General features: G+C 44.4%; 20 protein-coding genes and 3 pseudogenes. 17 read left to right on the forward strand and 6 right to left on the reverse strand.

Annotation, left to right across the window (positions count from 1 at the left end; translation table 11 throughout):
- Positions 1 to 31 precede the first annotated feature (31 nt).
- Entirely contained in the window at positions 32 to 1,405 is a 1,374-nt protein-coding gene (locus tag L1D22_RS08710) for an L-cystine transporter (protein ID WP_132968460.1), read from the forward strand.
- A 98-nt stretch (positions 1,406 to 1,503) separates the two neighbouring features.
- Here L1D22_RS08710 and L1D22_RS08715 read toward each other — a convergent pair whose 3' ends face one another.
- Both L1D22_RS08715 and L1D22_RS08720 read right to left on the reverse strand, forming a co-directional pair.
- Positions 1,504 to 1,896, reverse strand: a complete 393-nt coding sequence (locus tag L1D22_RS08715) for a heme-binding protein (RefSeq protein WP_017629759.1) — start codon at positions 1,894 to 1,896, stop codon at positions 1,504 to 1,506.
- Between the two features lie 9 nt (positions 1,897 to 1,905).
- The gene (locus tag L1D22_RS08720; protein WP_239829441.1) at positions 1,906 to 2,916 is read right to left on the reverse strand and encodes an aldo/keto reductase; all 1,011 of its coding nucleotides are present in this window, start codon (positions 2,914 to 2,916) and stop codon (positions 1,906 to 1,908) included.
- Positions 2,917 to 3,058: 142 nt separating this feature from the next.
- On the opposite strand from L1D22_RS08720, the gene L1D22_RS08725 reads away from it, so the two are divergent.
- The 3 genes and pseudogenes from L1D22_RS08725 to L1D22_RS08735 all read left to right on the forward strand — a co-directional run bounded on the left by L1D22_RS08725 (position 3,059) and on the right by L1D22_RS08735 (position 4,940).
- Positions 3,059 to 3,943 carry a LysR family transcriptional regulator gene (locus L1D22_RS08725; protein ID WP_239829442.1) on the forward strand — a complete coding sequence of 295 codons (885 nt, stop codon included), beginning with the start codon at positions 3,059 to 3,061 and terminating at the stop codon, positions 3,941 to 3,943.
- 77 nt (positions 3,944 to 4,020) lie between these two features.
- Positions 4,021 to 4,659: pseudogene (locus tag L1D22_RS08730) on the forward strand (aerolysin family beta-barrel pore-forming toxin); the annotation flags it as partial.
- 83 nt (positions 4,660 to 4,742) lie between these two features.
- A complete protein-coding gene (locus tag L1D22_RS08735; protein WP_239829443.1) occupies positions 4,743 to 4,940 on the forward strand; it encodes a hypothetical protein in 198 nt (65 codons plus the stop codon).
- 110 nt (positions 4,941 to 5,050) lie between these two features.
- On the opposite strand, the gene L1D22_RS08740 is transcribed toward L1D22_RS08735, so the two are convergent.
- Positions 5,051 to 5,572, reverse strand: a complete 522-nt coding sequence (locus tag L1D22_RS08740) for a DUF2058 domain-containing protein (RefSeq protein ID WP_017629753.1) — start codon at positions 5,570 to 5,572, stop codon at positions 5,051 to 5,053.
- A gap of 402 nt (positions 5,573 to 5,974) precedes the next feature.
- Here L1D22_RS08740 and L1D22_RS08745 point away from each other — a divergent pair, with 402 nt between their 5' ends.
- On the forward strand, positions 5,975 to 7,309 hold the full coding sequence (locus L1D22_RS08745; RefSeq protein ID WP_239829444.1) for a sphingomyelin phosphodiesterase: 1,335 nt from the start codon (positions 5,975 to 5,977) through the stop codon (positions 7,307 to 7,309).
- Between the two features lie 39 nt (positions 7,310 to 7,348).
- Positions 7,349 to 8,296, forward strand: coding sequence for a chromosome partitioning protein ParA (locus L1D22_RS08750; protein ID WP_239829555.1), 948 nt, complete (start codon positions 7,349 to 7,351; stop codon positions 8,294 to 8,296).
- A gap of 20 nt (positions 8,297 to 8,316) precedes the next feature.
- Here the strand turns inward: L1D22_RS08750 and L1D22_RS08755 are convergent, their stop codons facing one another.
- Complete coding sequence (locus tag L1D22_RS08755) at positions 8,317 to 9,351, reverse strand: AraC family transcriptional regulator (protein WP_239829446.1); 1,035 nt, start codon at positions 9,349 to 9,351, stop codon at positions 8,317 to 8,319.
- Between the two features lie 170 nt (positions 9,352 to 9,521).
- Between L1D22_RS08755 and L1D22_RS08760 the strand changes: the two genes are divergently transcribed.
- The 7 genes from L1D22_RS08760 to purT all read left to right on the forward strand — a co-directional run bounded on the left by L1D22_RS08760 (position 9,522) and on the right by purT (position 16,641).
- Positions 9,522 to 10,535: a DUF2804 domain-containing protein gene (locus L1D22_RS08760; RefSeq protein ID WP_239829447.1), complete on the forward strand. Its 1,014-nt coding sequence runs from the start codon at positions 9,522 to 9,524 to the stop codon at positions 10,533 to 10,535.
- A 33-nt stretch (positions 10,536 to 10,568) separates the two neighbouring features.
- On the forward strand, positions 10,569 to 11,417 hold the full coding sequence (locus L1D22_RS08765; protein ID WP_239829449.1) for a sterol desaturase family protein: 849 nt from the start codon (positions 10,569 to 10,571) through the stop codon (positions 11,415 to 11,417).
- Between the two features lie 206 nt (positions 11,418 to 11,623).
- A complete protein-coding gene (gene sbcB, locus L1D22_RS08770; protein ID WP_176681394.1) occupies positions 11,624 to 13,048 on the forward strand; it encodes an exodeoxyribonuclease I in 1,425 nt (474 codons plus the stop codon).
- Between the two features lie 24 nt (positions 13,049 to 13,072).
- Complete coding sequence (locus L1D22_RS08775; RefSeq protein ID WP_017080643.1) at positions 13,073 to 13,444, forward strand: CidA/LrgA family protein; 372 nt, start codon at positions 13,073 to 13,075, stop codon at positions 13,442 to 13,444.
- 2 nt (positions 13,445 to 13,446) lie between these two features.
- Positions 13,447 to 14,124 carry an LrgB family protein gene (locus L1D22_RS08780; RefSeq protein ID WP_017629975.1) on the forward strand — a complete coding sequence of 226 codons (678 nt, stop codon included), beginning with the start codon at positions 13,447 to 13,449 and terminating at the stop codon, positions 14,122 to 14,124.
- 286 nt (positions 14,125 to 14,410) lie between these two features.
- Entirely contained in the window at positions 14,411 to 15,298 is an 888-nt protein-coding gene (gene cdd, locus L1D22_RS08785) for a cytidine deaminase (protein ID WP_239829450.1), read from the forward strand.
- A 167-nt stretch (positions 15,299 to 15,465) separates the two neighbouring features.
- Complete coding sequence (gene purT, locus L1D22_RS08790; RefSeq protein ID WP_239829451.1) at positions 15,466 to 16,641, forward strand: formate-dependent phosphoribosylglycinamide formyltransferase; 1,176 nt, start codon at positions 15,466 to 15,468, stop codon at positions 16,639 to 16,641.
- Positions 16,642 to 16,755: 114 nt separating this feature from the next.
- Here purT and L1D22_RS08795 read toward each other — a convergent pair whose 3' ends face one another.
- On the reverse strand, positions 16,756 to 17,409 hold the full coding sequence (locus L1D22_RS08795; RefSeq protein WP_239829452.1) for a thiopurine S-methyltransferase: 654 nt from the start codon (positions 17,407 to 17,409) through the stop codon (positions 16,756 to 16,758).
- A gap of 323 nt (positions 17,410 to 17,732) precedes the next feature.
- Between L1D22_RS08795 and L1D22_RS08800 the strand changes: the two genes are divergently transcribed.
- On the forward strand, positions 17,733 to 18,509 hold the full coding sequence (locus L1D22_RS08800; RefSeq protein WP_055318633.1) for a RelA/SpoT domain-containing protein: 777 nt from the start codon (positions 17,733 to 17,735) through the stop codon (positions 18,507 to 18,509).
- A 244-nt stretch (positions 18,510 to 18,753) separates the two neighbouring features.
- On the opposite strand, the gene ihfA is transcribed toward L1D22_RS08800, so the two are convergent.
- Positions 18,754 to 19,050 carry an integration host factor subunit alpha gene (gene ihfA, locus L1D22_RS08805; protein ID WP_004734853.1) on the reverse strand — a complete coding sequence of 99 codons (297 nt, stop codon included), beginning with the start codon at positions 19,048 to 19,050 and terminating at the stop codon, positions 18,754 to 18,756.
- Between the two features lie 639 nt (positions 19,051 to 19,689).
- On the opposite strand from ihfA, the gene L1D22_RS08810 reads away from it, so the two are divergent.
- The 3 genes and pseudogenes from L1D22_RS08810 to L1D22_RS08820 all read left to right on the forward strand — a co-directional run.
- Positions 19,690 to 20,166 (forward strand): transcriptional repressor, encoded by a 477-nt coding sequence (locus L1D22_RS08810; RefSeq protein ID WP_239829453.1) that lies wholly within the window; start codon positions 19,690 to 19,692, stop codon positions 20,164 to 20,166.
- Between the two features lie 65 nt (positions 20,167 to 20,231).
- Positions 20,232 to 20,954, forward strand: a pseudogene (locus L1D22_RS08815) (dihydroorotase); the annotation flags it as partial.
- Positions 20,950 to 21,576 (forward strand): annotated as a pseudogene (locus tag L1D22_RS08820) (GTP-binding protein); the annotation flags it as partial. The pseudogenes L1D22_RS08815 and L1D22_RS08820, both read left to right, overlap by 5 nt.
- Positions 21,577 to 21,632: the final 56 nt, after the last annotated feature.

Consider the following 21,632-nt stretch of genomic DNA (forward strand, 5'->3'; position numbering starts at 1 on the left):
ATCGATTTAAAGAAATTCATAAGGAAAACAAATGTCACTTTCAGCTATCGCTGCCTTAGCGGTATTCACTGGTATCCTCTTCTTTCTCTACGGACAGCAGAAAAAAGAAAACACGTTATCGCGCTTAGTTCTATTAGGTTTAGTTTTTGGTAGTGCTTTCGGCCTAGGTCTTCAGCTTTTATTTGGTGAAGGCAACCCGGTTATTAAAGAAACGCTAGACTGGGTAAACATTGTTGGTCGTGGTTACGTTGGCCTACTGAAAATGGTGATCATGCCATTAGTATTGGTTTCAATGATTGCTGCGGTAGTGAAGCTTGAAAAAGGCGGTTCACTGGGCAAAATTTCTGGCATCACAATCTCTGTATTGTTAGCAACCACAGCGATTTCTGCGATTGTCGGTATTGTCGTAACTCAAGCATTTGGCTTATCTGCTGAAGGTTTGACAGAAGGTGCTCGCGAAACCGCACGTATCGCAACGCTAGAAAGCCGCATTGGTACTGTTTCTGACTTAACGATTCCACAAATGCTGGTTAGCTTCATTCCAACCAACCCATTTGCAGACCTAACGGGCGCTCGCTCTACGTCTATCATCGCGGTTGTTATCTTTGGTGTGCTAACGGGTATTGCTGCACGTAAAGTAATGGCAGAGAAAGAAGAGCTAGAATCTCCAATTCGTACCTTTGTTGAAGCGGCTCAATCTATCGTGATGCGCTTAGTTAAGATGATCATGGCACTAACGCCATACGGCATCGCAGCGTTAATGGCGAAAGTAGTAGCAACATCAAGCGCTTCTGACATCTTAAGCCTACTAGGTTTCATCGTAGCGTCTTACGTTGCAATTCTATTGATGTTCGTTGTTCACGGTGTGTTGGTTTCTTTTGTTGGTGTAAACCCGAAAGAGTACTTCCAAAAAATCTGGCCTGTTCTAACGTTCGCTTTCACTTCGCGTAGTTCTGCTGCAACGATTCCACTGAACGTTGAAGCTCAAATCACGAAGCTAAACGTACCACCAGCAATTGCTAACCTATCTGCATCTTTCGGTGCGACAATTGGTCAAAACGGTTGTGCGGGTATCTACCCTGCAATGCTAGCAGTCATGGTTGCACCTACGGTTGGTATCGACCCAATGGACATCAATTTCATTCTGTCTCTGATTGCAATTATCACGGTGAGCTCTTTCGGTATCGCAGGTGTGGGTGGCGGTGCAACGTTCGCAGCACTTATCGTACTTCCAGCGATGGGCCTTCCTGTAACGATTGCAGCACTGCTTATCTCTATCGAGCCACTTATCGATATGGCTCGTACAGCGCTTAACGTATCAGGTGCAATGACAGCTGGTACGATTACAAGTCGCCTATTAGGTAAGAAAGACAAGCAACAAGATCTGGAACAAGCGAACGCTTAATTCTGAATCAAACTTCTCGACCAACAAAAAAACCGATGCCCATGCATCGGTTTTTTATTATCTGTCTTATGTCAGACCCACGGTGTAACCAGTAGAACTTAAAGCACCAATCGAATCACTTTCTCAGCTAATGCTTCATCGTCGTCTTCACTTAAGCCACTGATACCAATAGCGCCAATCACCTGCCCTTGATGTTCAATTGGAACACCACCTTTGAAGCCAGTGATCTTTGAATCGGTCCAGTAACTGAGGTCTTTCCCTGTTTCTCTTGCCCAAGCACCCAAGTTACCACTCGGTTGTCTGTCTCTAGCAGAGGTATAAGCTTTGTTTTGAGCCAACAAACCCGCCTGCACGCTAACGTTGTCCATTCGGGAGAACGCCAACAGTTCACCATGTGTATCACATACACTCACAGCGATGGCTTGATTGTTGTGCCCTGCAATGTCGAGTGCACTGTACACAAGTTGCTGTACTATTTTTTGATTCAACATGTTCATCCCCTATGGCAATGCTTGACCACGTGAGTACACGTATAAGTTGTACCACTCTTCACGAGTGAGATTAATCTGAGTCGCAACTGCAGACGCCTTGATTCGGTCTAGATTGGTAGTGCCGATGACAGGTTGAATACCTGCTGGATGACGAAGTAAAAACGCCAGCACAATCGCTTCACTTTCTACGCCATATTGATTCGCTAACTGCGCGACATAATGTGCGGTCTTTTTCACGTTCTCGTGTTCTGAATACAAGCCTTGCTCTGCAAAACGACCTTGTGCCAAACAGCCCCAAGCTTGCAATTGAATGCCCTTCATTTGGCAATGCTCAAGCGTACCTGCAGCAAAATCAGATTGATGGTGCCCTTGCGAGTTAATCATCACGCCATCATTAAGCCAATCAAGCTTTGCCAAGCTCATTTCAATTTGATTCGCGACAATAGGCTGACCAAGCGCCGACTGTAGATACTGGATTTGGTGACTGTTCATGTTAGACACACCGAAGAAATCCACCTTGCCTTGAGCTTTCAGGTTCTCAAGCGTTCTTGCCAGTTCATCCAATTCCATCAGGGGATCAGGGCGATGCAAAAGCAACACGTCGAGCTTTTCGGTATTCAGACGGTTCAGAATGCCTTCTACCGATTGGCTTACCCAATCTGCCGAGAAATCATAGCGGCCCACGTTGCCCTCACCTTCAAAGCGAATACCACACTTGGATTGAATGAACATCTGGTCACGCAGTTCAGGTGCTTGTTGTAACGCTTGACCAAAGGCTTGCTCTGCCTTATTGAAAGTATAAATGTCAGCATGATCAAACAGGTTGATTCCCGACTCCAGTGCTGTGTCGATTACGCTACGTGTTTGAGCTACATCTGCAGTCGTGACCGGGGTGTCGTTCCAACCACCTCCAAGCCCCATGCATCCATAGGCGATTTGCCCAACACCCTCTAGGTGGTTTGATAGTGGGATGTTCTTTTGATTATCGTTTTTGTTTGTTGAATCAATGCTGTTCGTCATACCTGATCTCGCTTAGAAGGTTTGATACCAATAAATATGCCCCTATCATATTGTTCTTTTGGAAAAACAGAATATGCTAGTTACGAAATAATTGTTTGATATAGCGAACAATGAAAATAGACAGCTTTGAAGGAATACGCGAATGAACGAGCACAAAAGAATAGAACGATTGATCCTATTTGTAGAACTTGCTCAACAACTTAACTTTACCAAGGCAGCGGAAAAGCTTGGTATATCCAAGAGCTACCTTTCAGAACAAATTAAACGACTAGAAAGCGACTTACAGTGCCCTCTTCTTGTAAGAACCACCCGCAGTGTTCGACTAACCCAAGAAGGCGAACGTGCCCTAAAGCAAGGTTTAACGATCCGCTCTCAAGTATTGCAGCTTGAGCGCAGTGTTTCAGAACAACACGACATCGTCAAAGGCACGTTACGCCTTACTGCACCAAAGATGTTTACAGAGGTGTTCCTGTTCGATATCTGCCAGCAATTTAGACAGCAATACCCTGAGGTTCGCTTTGAGATTAATAGCAGTTACACCAACTTCAATCTCAACCAAGATGATATCGATATCGCCTTTCGTGCCACCAATACCCCACCAGATAACATGATCGCGAAACGATTGATTACCTACCAACACGATTTGGTTGCAACGCCCAGCTATCTTAATCAATTTGGTCGCCCCACCAGCGTGAGCGATTTAAGTCATCATCAATGTTTAGCGACACTGCATCAAACCGAATGGCCTTTAAAATCGGCGAATATCGATGTGTCAGGCTGGCTATCAAGTAATGACAATCACTTACTCAAGCAGCAAGCCATGGTAGGAAGCGGCATTATTCGTATCGCGAGTTATTACGTAGACAAAGAAGTTGAGCGTGGCGCACTAGAACGAGTATTACCTGATGAGTGCCTGCAGCAAGGGAACAGTATTTACCTGTTCTATCCGCAAGTCATCTACCCAGCTAAAAAGCATCAAGTGTTTATTAAGTTTGTTCAGAATTACTTTGAAAGTTTAAGTCGATAAAATGATGGGTTAGTTAACTCGATCGATACATAAAAAATGCAGCAACAATCGAAGGTTGTCTGCTGCATTTTTTGATCCTACCGGTCGATAACTTCTCTTACACACTTGATAGCACGGCATTTTCTCATGGTGAGGTTAGCGAACCAAAACAAGCGCTGATTAATACAGTGTCGGCTTACGCGATTAATGACGGCGACGAACCGAAGCAGATCATCGTTGACCTTCACTTTGAGCAATCTACCCAGTGGCGAAAAACCAACAGCTTTGACCTCTCAGAATCAGTAACGATCAACGAGAACTTTACTTGGTCTCAGGTTGGGAAAACAGATGTAACAGTAGTGCTTGAACAAGACCAACGTTTCTCTGACACCAACAATGGTTCTCACTCTGAATCTACAGAGCGACAAGCGATCATCACTGTGCCTGCTAGTTCTGTTTTGCCGTTTAGAGTCGAGTTTTATCGCTCAAGTATCTCTTACCCGTACCGCATCAAAGCGAACATAAGCTACGATGTCAATTTCACCGGATTCTTACGCTATAGCGGCAATGCACTAAGTTCACACCCAACAAACCGTCCAACAATCTCACACACCTTCACCATGGGTGCTAACAGCGAAGAACAAGCGAACATTCGCTATCAATGGGATCACCGTTACATTCCTGGTGAGATGAAATGGTGGGATTGGAGTTGGGCGATTAACGCGAATGGGTTAACACTGACTTAAAAGTGAAATCACAACGAAACAAAAGTTTGCGCTAATGGGGTCGATTATCGACAGGGATTCCATCAGGAGGATCTATGAAGCACTGCCCATTTTGTTCAACAGAATTGATCGTGAGAGACGATGTGAAACTGTGTCCACGACATGACATCGGCGACTGCTATTTTGATGGCTACGAGCAGCACCAGCTTGAGCATCATCAATTTTTGTCCAACCAACGAGAGCCCGCTTTTGACATCGTAGAGCTGTCGCTGACTGATGCAGAGAAGCACTAAACAAGTCATCATATTCAGCCTAAATTTGAAAGCCCCAATGTCTAAGACATCAGGGCTTTTTATCTTTACGTCACCTGACGCAGCGAATCAGGGTATGGTTAAATCAAGAGTTACCACATTAGATCATCTGGGATCACGAAATCTTTGTACGGGTCATCTTCGTCTACTTCATCAGATGTTGCTGCTTGAGTATCAACGATTGACTCTTCATCGCGCATCGCAATCTTGTTCGCTACAGATGTTGGGATAACAACATAGCTCTCGCCTTGACGTGCAATACTTAAGATACCTTTACTTAGTTGCTTTTGAGTCAGCTCTTCTACGTATAGGTATTTCACTAAAGTACCATCGGTGAAGTTGTATTTGATGTCGCCATCCTTCGATTCGATTTTGTTCATCTCAATCAGCTGTTTCACTTGAGCTTTGATTTCTTTGCTCAACTGTTGGTCTTTCAGCTGTTGGTTTAACTCTTTATCTTTCGCTTGCTGCGCCAGTTTGGTTTCTTCTGCTGCCGCTTTTGCTTCACGTGCTTGAACGCGAGACTTTTTCGAGCCTTTCTTCGCCTTCTTTAATTTTTTCTCATTTACCAAGCCAGCTTTAAGCATCTGCTCTTGGAGTGTTAACTTTGCCATGACTTTCCCAGTTCAGGATTAAAAACGGGACCATCATACCTGTTTTTGAGGAATCTGTTTACTGAACAATGGCAAAATTTATGCTGATAGAGCAAGGCGGTTAACGTTATCCCTTATCGTGATTCACAGCATCCATTTCTGGTTATTTCACGACCTATGATGTCCACGAAAACACACCGCTAGTGACTTACCCTCAAATCCAAATCGTTCATCTATTTGTTTGCGTGCGCGCGTATCACTTATCATTCCGACAAAGCAATATGTTAGTTTTCAATGATTAATCAAATTTATAAAACCATGGCATATATCTAATATTTGGATAATTCTGATAGAGTTATAACTCCAATGTCATAACTCTTTACTACGTTATTCTTTAAATCAACCAGTAAGGATAACGTGAAAATGAAAACTCAATGGACTTGCCTGAGTGCATTACTTGCATCAGCTTCATTCATTTCAACCTCGGCGATTGCAGATACCGATGTGTACCTGACCAATAACACCAACCAAGTGATGACGATTCAAGCCAACCATAGCGGCACTGATCTACTTCAACTTGGCGACGAGTGGCAACAGCATGTTGAGCAGATTGGCCCGTGGGAAACGAAGAAGCTGATCAGTTTCAATCGTTGGACAGGCGTAAAATCCGGTAAGACGTACGAGTTTGACACCGTGGTATCAAACTCTATTGGCGAAAGTGTCACACTCAATCAAACCATGAAGGGGCACTGGTACAACTCAACACTGCAACACGGTTTGAGCGCAGCAGACGTGAATTTAACACTACATGATGATCGCAATATTCATCGTAGCTCGACCAATGCTTTTGATGTGAATACTGAGCTTGCCTTCAAAGCTGATAACACCGCTCGCTACGATGATATTTACTACACCATCACCCCACAGAAAGTGGACGAACAACCAGAGCCAGACGCCAACACGCTGAAAGTCATGACCTACAATATCTGGGCCCTCCCCGCTATCGCTTCACACATCGGTGATCGTTACGACCTCATCCCTCAATACGTTAAGGGCTACGATGTATTAGCTCTTCAAGAAGTGTTTGCCAACGGACGAGATGAATTCCTGCGTGAACTGGCAAAAGAGTATCCTTACCAAACTAAGATGCTCGATAAAGATGGCATCAACATCTATGACGGCGGCGTGATCATTGTGAGCCGCTACCCTATTGTCAACGAAGCACAATACGTATTCCCTGATTGTACGGGCACAGATTGTTTTGCCGATAAAGGCGTGAATTACGCTGAAGTCATCAAAAACGGTCAGGCTTACCATGTGTTTGGTACGCACACCGCCTCATTCGATACGGACACGGCGCGTGATTATCGTCAGCGTCAATTTAGACAGATGCGTGAGCTAGCTCAATCACTGAATATACCAACTTCTGAAACGGTGATTTACAGCGGCGATTTCAACGTCAACAAACTTAAATTCCCAAGCGACTACCAACAGATGTTCGCCAACCTGCAAGCCACTGAGCCTGAGTACTCAGGTTATACAACTTCAACCTTTGATCCTCGCATCAATAACTTTGCTGGTGAACCCATGTCTGGCGGAGAAAACGTCGAATATCTCGATTACGTGGTGGTGAGCTCGGAATACGGGCAAAAAACTCACAACAATAACCGTGTTGATGTTCCTCGCTCGACTAGCGGTGAATTATGGAAACACTACAACCTTTCCGATCACTTCCCTGTTAGTGCTGTCATCAAGTAACGCGGTGAACGAATAATGTATCGAGTTATATTAATCCTAATGCTCGTCGCTGTGACGAGCATTGTTGGTTATTCATGGTCATCAAGATCGATTGAAACACCGCAATCCTCTGTCCAACATACAGAAGAAAAACAGCGGGTTTCTAAAACGACTGATGAAGATAGTCCCACAACAAATACGGCAGGCTTTTCAGACAATCACGTTTCGCAAGGTAAACAAGACCAAGCTGAAAACCTGAACGGAAAAGCGTATGCAGAAAACCTAACTGAACTCGAAGGAAAGGCGCTACAAAATCAGCTCGATGAGTTTTGGACGCTTTGCCAACAAGCGGACAATTGCACGGAACAACTCGCTCAGTTGAAATCTGAGTTATCGATGGAATGGTTTGAACTATTAAGTGATTACCCAAATCTCGCTGCCGATTGGCAAGTAAGGGAAAGCACAATGCCACTCGAATCTGTAGACTCTTTAGAAGCACGAGTGGAACTGTTTAAGCAGTCTGCACAAGAGGTTTGGGGAGAGTTAGCCCACCAGCTGTTCGCCGATCAATTTGCGCATTTGGATTTTACGCTTCGCGCGAACACACTTGAGGAAATTGAGCCCACTGAGTTTGTCTCACACTATGAAGCTTTGCTCTCGGAATGGGAAAGTAAAACGGGAACGATAGACGCAGAAACTCAGGCTCAAAAATACGAGCTTGTTGTGTCACTACTGCCAAACAGTTACAGTTCTGCCGAGCTGGCGACCATCAAGGCTGAACTTCAAGAAACATATTTAGATGCAGAACAGGCCGATAATATCGCTGAGCGTGAACAACAAGTGGCGCAACAACAGCAGACAGTGATGACGTATCACGAACAACTGGATCAATTGAAATCGACCTTAGGCTCTCAACGTTCTGCAAATCATGCTAATTGGGATACACAACAATGGAACGACCACTATCAACAACAAATAACTGAATTTCGTGAGCAGTTCTTTGAATAATATAGGGTCAGACAGTCAAGCTAAGTTAAACCGTCACGAAACTGCGCGGGCGTTTTACTCAACCAACCTTTAAACGCCCTTCTGAAGTTAGCAGGATCGTTATAGCCAAGCCTTTCACCGATGTCATCAATACTCATGCTTGTGCCAAGCAATAGCTCTTTGGCTAATACGACCCGAACTTCAGTAAGTAACGCTTGATAACTCGAATTGTGAGAGACCAGTTCTCGTCTGAGTGTGCGTGAACTGCAACCAAACTCTACCGCGAGTTGTTCTATAGTCGGGAAGCTACCTGCAGTTTGATAAAAGATCGTTTTGATCTGATCAGTTAATAGATGTTCCGAATCCAACGTCTCCACTATCGACTGACAAGAAGCGAGATAGCGTTTTAGCGTTGCGGCATCATGGGTGGCTAATGTTTGTGATAAAACCGAGGCGTCGAAGTGCAGTTCGCAAAAGGTCTCTCCAAAAGCCACCGGACACTGAAAGCGTTCATCATAAAGCTTGACATAACTTGGCTGAACATAAGGGAAAGACAATGTTTGAATGGCTAATTCGTCTCCCGTTAACTCCTTGAACAAAGAAACAATCGAACTAAGGAAATACTCGTTACAGAATGGAAGCAGCTCTCCTACCTCCAAGGTGTTTTCAATTTGGATGACCGCGTGTTTACCATCAACAATCAGCTTAACCGAGAAGATAGGCCCGTTTAAACGCAGGTATTTAAAGCCCGACTTAATCGCCTCACCTACATTCTGACTGGTCGACAGCGCATAGCCCAACACACCGAAGTGGCTCAAGCTGGCATGTTCTCCTAACCATAGCCCCAAACCATCGTGAGGAAAGCTCTGGTTAGCCGCACTAAAGATGGACAGCTTATCCGCGTAAGTCAGCTTCCCATTTGGGTTTTGCCAATCTAGGCTTTCTAACCCGGCACCAACAAGCAGTGTTTCAATATCCACGCCTCTTTGCGCCAATGTATTCAGCAATAACGCGACATCCAATGTGCCCAATTGGTGGCGATGCTCCGTTGGCATGTACTCCGCGATAACTTCCAATTAAATCCCCTTATACTGAGCCTATTCCCACGCTCATCACTACCCAGCTTCAACAACCCAAGCTAACAAAATCGTGATTGACAACCTACTCTTGTCCGATTATGACCTCCCAATTCTACGCAACTCGCCGCACAATGCTGTTAATTGTTAAATTTATGTGAACCATCGCAATGATAAAAACAAACCCTGCTCCACACAGTTTGATTGATTCTAATGGTCAGCCAACCATTGGGCATTTCGATGGCATTCCAAAACATCTCAACATAGAAAAATTCGACTATCGAAACGCCATGGACGCAAAAGCAAACCCGTGGCAAAAGTACTTCCATTACAAGCAGTTTCAGTTTGTCAGCATTGTTACCGAGACTCACATAATCGGCGTAGCCATTGCTGACATTCGTTATCTGAGTTCGGCGTTTTGTTACGTCTACGACATCCAGAATAACGAGTTAGAAGAGGGCTCATGGTTACGACCTCTGGGCTTTGATAAACAAGTAACGAGCTCACCATTTGAAGGTACGACAAACATCGCAGGACAAAGCATCGTGTTTGATATTGAGAACGGACAATGGAATGTTTCACTGAACACGAAACTCATTAAAGGCAAAATTTGCTTAGAGCCAGAAAGCGACAGCTTACCCATGGCAATGTGCAGCCCTACGGGTTACTCAGGCTGGACCTATACCCAAAAGCATAACGCGTTAAAAGTAACGGGCAGCCTTGAAATTAATCAACAGCCTATCTCCCTAGAGCAAGCTCGTACTGGGTATGATTTCTCTGCGGGATACATGAGGCGCGAAACCAGTTGGCGCTGGGCAAGCATCAATTCACTTGCCGGACAGAAAAGTATTGGCTTAAACCTCGCAGCGGGCGTGAACGAAACCGGTACTTGCGAGAACGTATTGTGGGTTGATGGCTCTAGACACCTACTTAACCCCGTGCACTTTATGTTTAACCGAGATGATATCGACCGCCCTTGGACAATCACATCGCAAGATGGGCGCATCAACCTGACGTTTACCCCTATTAACCAACGCAGTGAAAAGCTCAATTTATGGGTACTTAAAAGTAACTTCCGTCAGTTCATCGGCCGCTTTTCAGGTTCAATTCAAGACAACGATGGGATCATCCATCAGATAGAGAATGTGCTTGGTCTTACCGAAGATCATTTCGCTCGTTGGTAGCGCGCCTAGTCACGAAGAAAAAAGGAACAAGAAATGAATATCAACGCATTAATCAATCACCCAGAATGGCTGCTGCTGGTATTGGCTCCTTTGTTCATTATCTGCATGTTGGCCGAGTATTTCATTGGCCAGAAACAAGGCCGATTGCCTGAGAATTCTAGCTACAAATTGTCAGAAGTGATTTGTAATTTCACGTTAGCAGGCATGCATCAACTCTCCGATTTATTAACCGGACTCGTGATCGTTCAGCTTTATCTGTGGCTATTTGGTTGGCACTTCTTGGACATTGAGATGGGCGTGTTGAGTTTCATTGTGTTAATGGTTCTGCAGGACTTTTTTTATTACTGGTTCCACAGAGCAAGCCACCGCGTTCGCTGGATGTGGGCGGCACACGTGGCACACCATAGTTCAGAAAGCATGAACTTCAGTACGGCTTTCCGTCAAAGTCTAATGTACCCATTTGCAGGTATGTGGCTATTTTGGGTGCCGTTAGTCATTATAGGTTTCGATCCTAAATGGGTGATCTTTGTGGTGCTTCTGAATCTGGGTTTACAGTTCTTTGTACATACTCAATGGGTACGAAGCTTAGGGCCACTGGAATACCTCTTCAACACCCCCTCTCACCATCGCGTACATCACGGTAGAAACCCTCAATACATCGATAAAAACTACGCCGGTCTTTTGATCATTTGGGATAAGTTGTTTGGTACGTTCGAGCCTGAAGTGGAAACCGTTCGTTACGGCGTCACTAAACCTGTAGACAGTTTCAACCCGATAACGGTGACCTTTCAAGAATGGAAAGTTATTTTCAATGATTTGAGTAACCGAGAGTTAACCGTAAAACAGAAAGTAAAATTAATACTCTCACCTCCATCGGATTAAACGAATAAGAGACAGGTTGTATTAACTAAGAAACCGCCTCAACTGGATTCAAAAGCTTCCCTGCCGACTCGATTGAATAGTAAAGCACCGTTTTCCAGCAATTTATTTGTGATCTGGGTTGCACGCGTACCGCATACTATCAGATACTGAACAAAACTAACCTTCAGCCACAGTAAACGTAATCCGTTTACTGTTCAGGAAATTCAATGAGTTCAGATAATCAGCCAACCTACTTCTTTTTCGATTACGAAACATGGGGCGTGAGCCCAGCGAAAGATCGTCCGAGTCAATTCGCAGGTGTTCGTACCGACCAAGATTTCAATGTTATCGGAGAGCCTTTGGTTATCTACTGCCAACCTCCTGCTGATTATCTTCCTGCACCTGAAGCTGCGCTGATCACTCGCATCACACCGCAAAAAGCCATGTCTCAAGGCCTACCTGAGCCTGAGTTTATCGCCAAAATTCATGCAGAGCTTGCAAAGCCAAACACCACAAGCCTTGGCTACAACAGCATTCGATTCGATGACGAAGTAACGCGATACACTTGTTATCGCAACTTCATAGACCCGTACGCATGGAGCTGGCAAAACGGTAACTCACGCTGGGATCTACTCGACGTGATGCGCGCCGTACACGCACTTCGCCCTGAAGGTATTGTTTGGCCAGAGAATGAAGAAGGTTACCCAAGTTTCAAACTGGAACACCTATCTGTGGCAAATGGCATTGAACACGAAAACGCGCACGATGCGATGGCCGATGTTATCGCGACTATCGAATTAGCGAAAAAGCTGAAAGCCGCGCAACCTAAGATGTTTGATTACCTCTACAACATGCGCCACAAGCGTAAGTTGAATGAGCTTGTGGACATCGTAAATATGACACCTCTTATGCACGTGTCAGGCATGTTTGGTCGTGATTGTAATTACACAAGCTGGATTGTTCCTATGGCTTGGCACCCGACCAACCAAAACGCCGTTATCGTTGTGGACTTAGCGAAAGATCCTAGCCCACTGCTTGAACTAGATACCGACGAGCTAAGAGACAGGCTCTACACCAAGCGTAGCGAGCTAAATGAAGATGAGTTGCCAGTGCCGATTAAACTGGTACAACTCAACAAGTGCCCTATTCTCGCACCAGCAAAAACCCTGACGGCTGAAAACGCGGAAACGATCGGTATCGACCGTCAACAGTGCTTGAAGAACCTTGCACTATTACGTGAACACCCAGAGATTCGCGAAAAGCTGATTGGCTTGTACTCGCAAGAGCGTGAATACGAAAAAAGTGATGATGTAGACACACACCTTTACGATGGCTTCTTCTCTCCAGCAGATAAAACCGCGATGAACATCATTCGTGAAACTGACCCGAACAACTTGGCTGCTTTGGACATCACTTTCAGTGACGAGCGTATTAAGCCGTTGTTGTTCCGTTACCGCGCTCGTCATTTCCCATGGACACTTGATGAAGCTGAGCAACTAAAGTGGGCGAACCATTGTCGTGAGTTTTACGAGAGTCGCTTAGAAGAGTACATGCTGAATCTAGAAAACCTCGCACATGAAAACGAAAGTGACGAAAAGAAAATGGCTATCTTGAAAGCGGTTTATCAATACGTAGAAAAGCTAGCTAGTTAATTCATTATCAAGAGATGTGACACTTTGAAAGAAAGATTGATCAAACTCGTTTACTGCTTAATCTCCTTCACCTTAATCATAGGTGCTCTCACTGCAGGCAACGCGTTACAACAATATCTAGAGACCTCAATTCCAGGCAGTATTTTTGGCATGTTGATTCTGTTTACTGCCATGGTGATAGGTATTGTTCCATCACACTGGGTACAACCCGGTGCCAGTCTGATTATTCGTTTGATGATCTTATTGTTTGTCCCAATCAGTGTTGGGTTAATGGATCACTTCGATATGCTTATTGCCAATGCATTGCCAATCATGGCCAGTGCCGTTGGCGGCACGCTCATCGTATTGGTGTCTTTATCATGGTTCTTAGACCGCTTGCTTTCGAGAGGTAAATAATCATGTGGATTCTACTGACCATCGTGGTGTTCCTGTTTGCTCGCTGGGTAAGCCAAAAAGTGAACTCACCACTGTGTAACCCGTTATTGATCAGCATTGGCATCATTATTCCCATTCTGTTGTTCTTCAAAGTGCCTTTCGAGACTTACTACGCAGACAACACTTGGATCACTTACATGCTTCAACCTGCGGTTGTGGCTCTTGCTTACCCTCTTTACGAGCAATTGCCTCAAATTCGAGCTAACTGGCGCATTATTACCTTTGCCTGCACCTTAGGCAGTGTGATGTCGATGACCACAACGGCAATCATTGCGGTTGCGTTTAAAGCCGACCTTAGTTTGATTGCGAGCCTGTTAGGTAAATCAGTGACGACGCCGATCGCGATGGAAGTATCGAGCCATTTAGGTGGTGAAGCAGCCATTGCCGCAATACTGGTTTTGATAGTAGGTCTATTCGGGGCGATTTTTGCCTATCCTATCTATAATCTGATTGGTATTAAGAGCCCAATCGCCAGAGGTTTAACCATGGGTACGGTTTCTCACGCTTTGGGCACCGCGACTTGTGCGGAAAAGAACCAAGAAGATGCCGCATTCAGTTCGTTGGCTTTGGTGCTCTGTGGCGTTATCACCTCAATCATTGCACCTAGCGTGTTTTCAGTTGTGATTTGGTTTTATTCTTAACCTAAACGATCACTACGCGATTCAGCCCAACCAGAATGCTGTTTATTACAGTGTCTGTTTGGGCTTTTTATTCGCCTTTATTCAGCAATAGCTGTCAAGTCACGGTCTTTTACGAGCAATAAGTGCGATATCAGCTGTATAAATGGCTCTTGTAATCGATTTCAAGTGTGACCTCACTCTAATTATGCAAACCAATGTAACAACAACAATTCAATAGCGATCTTTATCACAGAAAATTCCTGAGCATTGCATAAACTTAAAGCCTAAGGTCAATTAAGGATTCAACATGAACAGTCGTATTACCCTGGCGCTGGAAAGTGCTCCATCATCAATGAAAGTGCTTTTGAGTGACATCGTATTAGCAGACAACTTTGACGCGACATTGTCTCCAGAACAGTTCTCTAGCCTGCTTCAAGCAAGTGGTTTAGCAGATGACGAACTACGTATCGCACTACTTCCTTTTGCTGCTGCGTATTCATACGCTCCATTATCTGACTTTTACGTTGGTGCAATCGTGCGTGGTTTGTCTGGTACTTTGTACTTTGGTGCAAACCTTGAGATCGCTGGCGCACAACTTGGCCAAACAGTACACGCTGAGCAATCTGCAATCAGCCATGCATGGATGAAAGGCGAGCAAGGCATCTCAGATATCACCATCAACTTCAGTCCTTGTGGTCACTGTCGTCAGTTTATGAATGAGTTGACTACAGCGAAAGAGCTTAAAGTTCAGCTTCCGCAACGCGATGAGATGTCACTACAAGAATACCTGCCAGACTCTTTCGGCCCTGCTGATTTAGGTGTGACGACTGGGCTAATGACTAAGCTTGATCATAAGTACACGACGGAAGAGACCACCCCTATTGTTGTAGAAGCATTAGCAGCGCTTAACCGCAGCCATGCGCCATACACCAAAAATTTGAGTGGTGTGTCACTTCAGCTAACAACTGGTGAGATCTTTACTGGTGCTTACGCTGAAAACGCAGCATTCAACCCTAGCCTGCCACCGCTACAAGTTGCGTTGATTCAACTAAAACTTGCGGGCTTCGACTTTGAACAAATTGAAAGTGCAGCATTGGTTGAAATCGCTGAAGGTAACATCAGTCACCTAGCGGATACGCAATCTACATTAGAAGCGATTAATCCCGACATTCCAGTGACTTACTTAGCAATCTAAGTACATCTAGTTAACAAAAATTCAAATAAGCAGCCCTATTAAACGGGGCTGCTTTTTTTATGCTTGTAATTAACGCCACAAGTTGCGCAAACGTTTGCTTTTGTCGTTTAAATAAGTATGATCACCCCGTTTTCAATCAATCGTTCAAAAGATCGGAAGGAATTTCTATGTTTGGTAATGCTACTCGCGAAAATGCTACTCGTGTACTTCTATTAGGTTCAGGTGAACTAGGAAAAGAAGTTGCTATCGAGTGCCAACGTTTAGGTTTAGAAGTTATTGCTTGTGACCGTTATGCAGACGCACCAGCAATGCAAGTTGCACATCGTAGCCATGTATTAGACATGTTAGATGGTGATGCTCTTCAAGCTATCATTGAGCTAGAAAAACCAGATTATGTGGTTCCTGAAATTGAAGCTATTGCCACAAGCAAGTTAGTTGAACTTGAAGCACAAGGCTTAAATGTTGTTCCAACGGCGAATGCAACCAAGCTAACGATGAACCGTGAAGGAATTCGCCGTTTAGCCGCAGAAGAGTTGAAACTAAGCACTTCACCTTACCGCTTTGCAGACACCTTCGAAGACTTCGCCGCTGCTGTTGAGTTCGTGGGTATGCCTTGCGTTGTTAAGCCAGTAATGAGTTCTTCAGGCAAAGGCCAAAGCGTTATCAGAACCGAAGAAGATATCCAGAAATCTTGGGACTACGCACAAGAAGGCGGTCGTACTGGCGCGGGTCGTGTGATCGTTGAAGGCTTCATCGACTTTGATTACGAAATCACTCTTCTAACCGTTCGTGCAGTCGACGGTGTTCATTTCTGTGCGCCAATCGGTCACCGCCAAGAAGACGGTGATTACCGTGAATCATGGCAGCCACAGGTCATGTCTGACAACGCACTGAAAGCGGCGCAATACACGGCAGAGCAAGTGGTTAACGCACTAGGCGGTCACGGCATCTTTGGTGTTGAACTGTTCGTTAAAGGCGACCACGTAATCTTCAATGAAGTCTCCCCTCGCCCACACGATACTGGCTTAGTGACTCTGATGTCTCAAGACTCATCGGAATTTGCACTACACGTACGCGCATTTACAGGTATGCCGATCAAATCAATTACTCAGTATGGCCCTTGTGCCTCTGCGGTAATCCTTGGCCAAGGCACATCAACGAATATCCGCTTTGAAGGCCTTACAGAAGCGCTAGACGCACCACAAACGCAGGTTCGTCTGTTTGGTAAGCCTGACATTGATGGTCGCCGTCGTCTTGGTGTGGCGCTAACTCGTCGCAATAGCACAGAAACAGCAATTGAAGCCGCCATTGAAAGCGCTTCAAAAGTAAAAGTGATTTACTAGTCCGCTACTCAACTCTGAACAATCGCGAGTTCAAATCTGAACAATAAAAAAGACGGGCTATCGAGCCCGTCTTTTTGTTGGTGTTATCTGTAGGCTTAACTAAGCAGACTGAACTTAAGCGTCTGACTCAATCAAATACACTTCTTCACAGAAGCGAGACAACCCTTTCTTCGCAATCTTAGGATGTTCATCGTCTGCGATGTCCTGATTCAACAGTGTGATCTTATAACCTGCGAACAACTGATCGATTTCTAGCTTAGGTACACTAAACGGAGGCCCTGCCATTTCGCTTTGATCATAATCCAGCGTCACCAGAAGGATCTTACCGCCCGGTTTCAGTAATTGTTTCAAACGCTCGACATACTGCACTCGCATCTCTTCAGGCAATGCCACTAAAGAAGCGCGGTCATAAATAATGTCGACAGGCTGAATAGGTGCGGTGAAGTAGTCACCCGTGTAAACACTCAGTTCATCGAATTGGTAAAGCTCATGCTGACCATTAATTTGAGTCACAGTCGGCGTGTAAAAATGCTCTGAGAAAAATGCGCGTACCGCGATCTGGCTAAGCTCAACCCCTTGAACCTCTTCATGCTTAGACGCTAACCAAATCAGATCTTCGCTTTTGCCACAAAGTGGTACAAACACACTCTTCTCGTAGCTAGGGTCGGTTTTTTTCCAAAATTCAATCAGAAGTGGGTTTACATCTTCAAGGTGGAAACCAATTTGGTTGGCTGCCCATTTATTGTGCCAAAATTCAGGATTATTCATCTTTCGTTCATGTTAAACAGTCATAATGCAAGGGTACAGTATAGAGAGGTAAGAGCAACCTTCGCTTGGTTTAAAGTTCCAAATTGGTTTCAATAAAATCAGAAACTGGCCGAGTTCAAAGTTCTTAAAATTCGGGAACAAACGCTTGAATTATTTGTCTATATGTTCACATTTTAAAGCAATATTAAACGTTAGAGTTGGTTTCTGCCTTAGCTAGCCCCATTTAATATGTAGTGAGTTTAGTTAAGCTGTTTTTACTCTTATGCGTTACTGGTTACCCCTTTTGACTACCCGTTTTTGTAACCTTGTATTTTGGAGTTTGAATGAGTGTATTTCTCCGTACGACGGCCCTAATGCTTCTAGTATTGAGCCGAGCGCCTGCATTCGCAGCAGCACCTGTTTCAACGAGTTCAACTGATCAATCGCGCACTCCAGCGCAAAACCAAGTTTCATCAAACGTATTCCGCCATAGCCTAAGCGGTCTATATGGCATTAAAGCATTCGACTCACGTCCGACTCAGCCTTATACCGATTTCGACATCCTTTACAGCAAAGCTCACCAAGCACAAGCTGAGCTAGAAACTATCTGTAAAAGTACTGCCCTACTAACCAATTCAGAAGCCCTGTTCGCAGGTGTTAAATCTCAAGCTCGTGCAGAAGAGAAAATTGACCTTGAGCTTGATGGCGACGTAACAAGAATTACCGACTTAGCTCGTGCAACGATTATCGCAAACGACGTAGAGAGCTTGGTTGAAGTGTATGAATCACTAAGCCGTGAAGCGGACGTTGTGAAATTGAAAAACAAGTTTAAGTCACCTGCTGATTCTGGCTACCGTGACCTTAACCTGTTAGTTCGTTTGCCTAAAACCAACATCATTGCTGAAGTTCAACTTCACTTGAAAGCGATTGCTGATGTGAAAAGTGGCCCAGAGCACGAACTATACGAAATCATCCAAGGCATTGAGCGTCACGCAATTGCAGAAAAACGCCCAATCAACGACATCGAAGCGGCGCAAATCAATAGCCTAAGACGTCAATCTTTAGAGCTATACCAACAAGCATGGCAGCCGTACATTACGACTCATATTAAAGCGGCATAACGAGCGTAATATCTAATCAAAGGGCTGCATTAATTTGGAGCCCTTTCTTTTTGGCGATATTGCATTCAGGAGATGAGTGAGGCAGCGTGGCCAGCCGAAAAGCTCAAAGTAAATCTATCGGCTTATAGCTCTAGAAATATAGACGAGATAGAGATAGAGATAAGAATAAAGTGAACCGTTTAATTCAGTTTAAAATTAAACGTCACATACAAAAAGACCACGCTAGGCGTGGTCTATTGCTTGGCTACTTCTCGATTTTAATATTCTCGACACGGGCCTTTAATTTTTGTCCCGGTCTAAAAGTAACAACACGTCGAGCAGAAATTGGAATGTCTTCACCAGTTTTCGGGTTACGACCAGGTCGCTCGTTTTTCTCGCGAAGATCAAAATTACCAAAACCAGACAGTTTTACCTGTTCGCCATTTTCGAGCGCTTTACGAACTTCTTCGAAAAACACTTCCACCGTTTCCTTGGCATCCCGCTTGCTGTATCCGAGTGTCTCAAACAGGTTCTCAGCCAAATCGGCCTTCGTGAGTGCCATAAAACTTTCCTCAAAGCTATGTTAAACATTGCTACCATCGCCAGTAGCGCCAAAGCATTTACCCTATTCAATCAATGAGATAAGGTCATTTACAAGGAAAGTGTATGCCAAGCTTCTGATTTTCGCCAACTTTTTTATCTGAACTATTGAATTATTCTTTCAAATCAGAAAGATAACTCGCTCCTAAATTCACACATATAGCTAAAAAACCTCTACTTCACAGCCATCAAACAGAGTTATATTCCAACCAAGCCAACTTAACCAATATTTAAAACTTTAGTTTTCTAAATATTAATTTCTGAGACTTTTCTCCGATACCCAATAAAATCAGCTACTTGATTTGATATCGAACTCAACAGAGGTTACTAAATAAGCGTTATTAAATATGAGATTCGTATCATTTCAGCATTTAATTCGATTGGGTCAATATCGAACTGAGATATGTGCCGCGCTCGTCGACGTTTTAAAACGGTATTGCCCAGCTGAACCTCCGTTTCCAATCTTAAAAACGTCGCGCTTCCTTACTTCATTTAAAACTAATAGTAGTCACACTTAGTACTAACAAAATCAAAAGTACGTTTCACCGCTCAAATTGTTATGTTATAACATCTCTATATTATTTTTAATTTAGTGGATTGAATGAGAGACGTCGAAGCGATCATTAAGCATGTAAAACAAGGCTGCAAAACCAATGGCAAACAGTTTACGGCAAAGAGGCTGTTGATATTGCGTGCGTTGGTACACGCTGACAAAGCACTGTCTGCCTATGAAATTGTCGATTACTGTAAAGAGCACTTTGATCAGAATGTTCAGGCGATGTCGGTTTATCGAGTGTTGGAGTTCCTAGAAGAGCACCACTTGGCGCATAAACTGAAAGTCTCCAACAAGTTCATACTTTGCGACCATATTCTTTGCGAACATGAACATGGCATCCCCCAATTTTTGATCTGCTCCAAGTGCGACAAGATCAGCGAGCAAACCATCCACCCTGCCATTATTCGTGACCTTCAATCTCATGCTAAACAAGAAGGCTTCACCGTTGTTAGCCCTCAGTTAGAGATAAGCTGTGTGTGCGACGAATGTGCGAACCAAAATGAGTCCGCTTCCACTCAATGATGCTCCTACTCTCTTAAACACTCTCAACAGTATTAGCCCCATCAACAAGGAGAAAGTGAAACGCTATGTCTGCAACGCTCATAAAGAATGCCCGCGTGGTTAACGAAGGCATCGTCACCGAAACAGATGTATTGGTCGTCGACCAGCGAATCGAAAAGATCGCAAACCACATTTCACCAAGCCCAAACGATGAGGTCATTGACGCGCAAGGCTGTTACCTAATTCCTGGAATGATTGATGACCAAGTTCACTTTCGTGAGCCGGGTTTAACACACAAAGGCTCAATCGCCACTGAGTCACGAGCTGCGGTCGCAGGCGGTATTACCAGCTATATGGAGATGCCAAACGTAAACCCTGCAACAACAACCATTGAAGCCTTAGAGAAAAAGTTTGATATTGCATCACAAAGCTCGCTAGCGAATTACTCATTTTATCTCGGAGCGACCGAAGACAACCTCGAACAAATTAAACGTCTCGACCCAACTAAACACTGTGGTGTAAAGGTGTTTATGGGCGCTTCAAAGGGCAACTTGTTGGTTGAAGATCCTCAAGCACTCGATGCCATATTCCGTGATTCTCCCGTCCTGATTGTCACCCATTGTGAAAGCGGGCCTGTTATCGCCAAAAACCAAGAACAATTAAGAAAAGAGAAAGCGGTTTTCACGATTGAAGATCACCCCATTCTAAGAGACGACAAAGCTTGTTATGCCTCTTCTTCTTATGCGATTGAGCTAGCTAAAAAACACAACAGTCAACTTCATGTGCTGCACATCACGACAGAAAAAGAACATCACCTTGGTAGATGCTCGCAAGCTGTCTGACACACGCTACTCTGAACACGATACCTTCAATCAGCAAATTACCATTGCGGATACGATCGTCGGCAATAAAGTAGACCTTTATAACAAGGGGGATGCCGAAAAGCTTGCCGAGTACGTTGCACAGGTTTGCCACCCAGACACCAAACTCATATTTGCTCATCACGGTAAGATCCCTTTCGGTGAGTTTGATGGAGACACAAACTTTTACCATCATCAAGCTCATGGGCACCATCATCACCATCATCACCATCATCATAAACAAGACAAACCACTTGCTTCAGAATTACCGATGCCAGAGAGCGGTATGATAAAGGCGAGCAACCAAGGTGAAGGGTTTAAAAGTATTGGTTGGCGATTCGCGGCTGACAAACTGTTCGACCGTCAGCAATTGCTTAAGGTATTAGTCGGACTCAAAGCCGAACGAATGAAAGCGGTGTTCATCACTCAAAGCGGAATCTTTGGTTACAACCTAACGGAAGATGGCCTAACAGAGTGTGAGTTAGATGAGTGCAATGAAACCAGAATAGAAGTCATTGGTTATAGCATCGACAGCGACCTAGAAAACCAATTGTTGGCGTGTCAGATATAACCAGAACTGGTTAACTCTTCAGTCTCCTAAAATCAAAGCCCTATGAATTACTGCAT

This window comes from Vibrio sp. Isolate34, from assembly GCF_022397915.1.
GTDB lineage: Bacteria > Pseudomonadota > Gammaproteobacteria > Enterobacterales > Vibrionaceae > Vibrio.

What these genes read in the sequence shown, in the direction of transcription:
- L1D22_RS08710 (WP_132968460.1), top strand. Translation starts at nt 32, where the DNA reads ATGTCACTTTCAGCTATCGCTGCCTTAGCGGTATTCACTGGTATCCTC.
- L1D22_RS08715 (WP_017629759.1), bottom strand. Translation starts at nt 1,896, where the DNA reads ATGTTGAATCAAAAAATAGTACAGCAACTTGTGTACAGTGCACTCGAC.
- L1D22_RS08720 (WP_239829441.1), bottom strand. Translation starts at nt 2,916, where the DNA reads ATGACGAACAGCATTGATTCAACAAACAAAAACGATAATCAAAAGAAC.
- L1D22_RS08725 (WP_239829442.1), top strand. Translation starts at nt 3,059, where the DNA reads ATGAACGAGCACAAAAGAATAGAACGATTGATCCTATTTGTAGAACTT.
- L1D22_RS08735 (WP_239829443.1), top strand. Translation starts at nt 4,743, where the DNA reads ATGAAGCACTGCCCATTTTGTTCAACAGAATTGATCGTGAGAGACGAT.
- L1D22_RS08740 (WP_017629753.1), bottom strand. Translation starts at nt 5,572, where the DNA reads ATGGCAAAGTTAACACTCCAAGAGCAGATGCTTAAAGCTGGCTTGGTA.
- L1D22_RS08745 (WP_239829444.1), top strand. Translation starts at nt 5,975, where the DNA reads ATGAAAACTCAATGGACTTGCCTGAGTGCATTACTTGCATCAGCTTCA.
- L1D22_RS08750 (WP_239829555.1), top strand. Translation starts at nt 7,349, where the DNA reads ATGCTCGTCGCTGTGACGAGCATTGTTGGTTATTCATGGTCATCAAGA.
- L1D22_RS08760 (WP_239829447.1), top strand. Translation starts at nt 9,522, where the DNA reads ATGATAAAAACAAACCCTGCTCCACACAGTTTGATTGATTCTAATGGT.
- L1D22_RS08765 (WP_239829449.1), top strand. Translation starts at nt 10,569, where the DNA reads ATGAATATCAACGCATTAATCAATCACCCAGAATGGCTGCTGCTGGTA.
- sbcB (WP_176681394.1), top strand. Translation starts at nt 11,624, where the DNA reads ATGAGTTCAGATAATCAGCCAACCTACTTCTTTTTCGATTACGAAACA.
- L1D22_RS08780 (WP_017629975.1), top strand. Translation starts at nt 13,447, where the DNA reads ATGTGGATTCTACTGACCATCGTGGTGTTCCTGTTTGCTCGCTGGGTA.
- cdd (WP_239829450.1), top strand. Translation starts at nt 14,411, where the DNA reads ATGAACAGTCGTATTACCCTGGCGCTGGAAAGTGCTCCATCATCAATG.
- purT (WP_239829451.1), top strand. Translation starts at nt 15,466, where the DNA reads ATGTTTGGTAATGCTACTCGCGAAAATGCTACTCGTGTACTTCTATTA.
- L1D22_RS08795 (WP_239829452.1), bottom strand. Translation starts at nt 17,409, where the DNA reads ATGAATAATCCTGAATTTTGGCACAATAAATGGGCAGCCAACCAAATT.
- L1D22_RS08800 (WP_055318633.1), top strand. Translation starts at nt 17,733, where the DNA reads ATGAGTGTATTTCTCCGTACGACGGCCCTAATGCTTCTAGTATTGAGC.
- ihfA (WP_004734853.1), bottom strand. Translation starts at nt 19,050, where the DNA reads ATGGCACTCACGAAGGCCGATTTGGCTGAGAACCTGTTTGAGACACTC.
- L1D22_RS08810 (WP_239829453.1), top strand. Translation starts at nt 19,690, where the DNA reads ATGAGAGACGTCGAAGCGATCATTAAGCATGTAAAACAAGGCTGCAAA.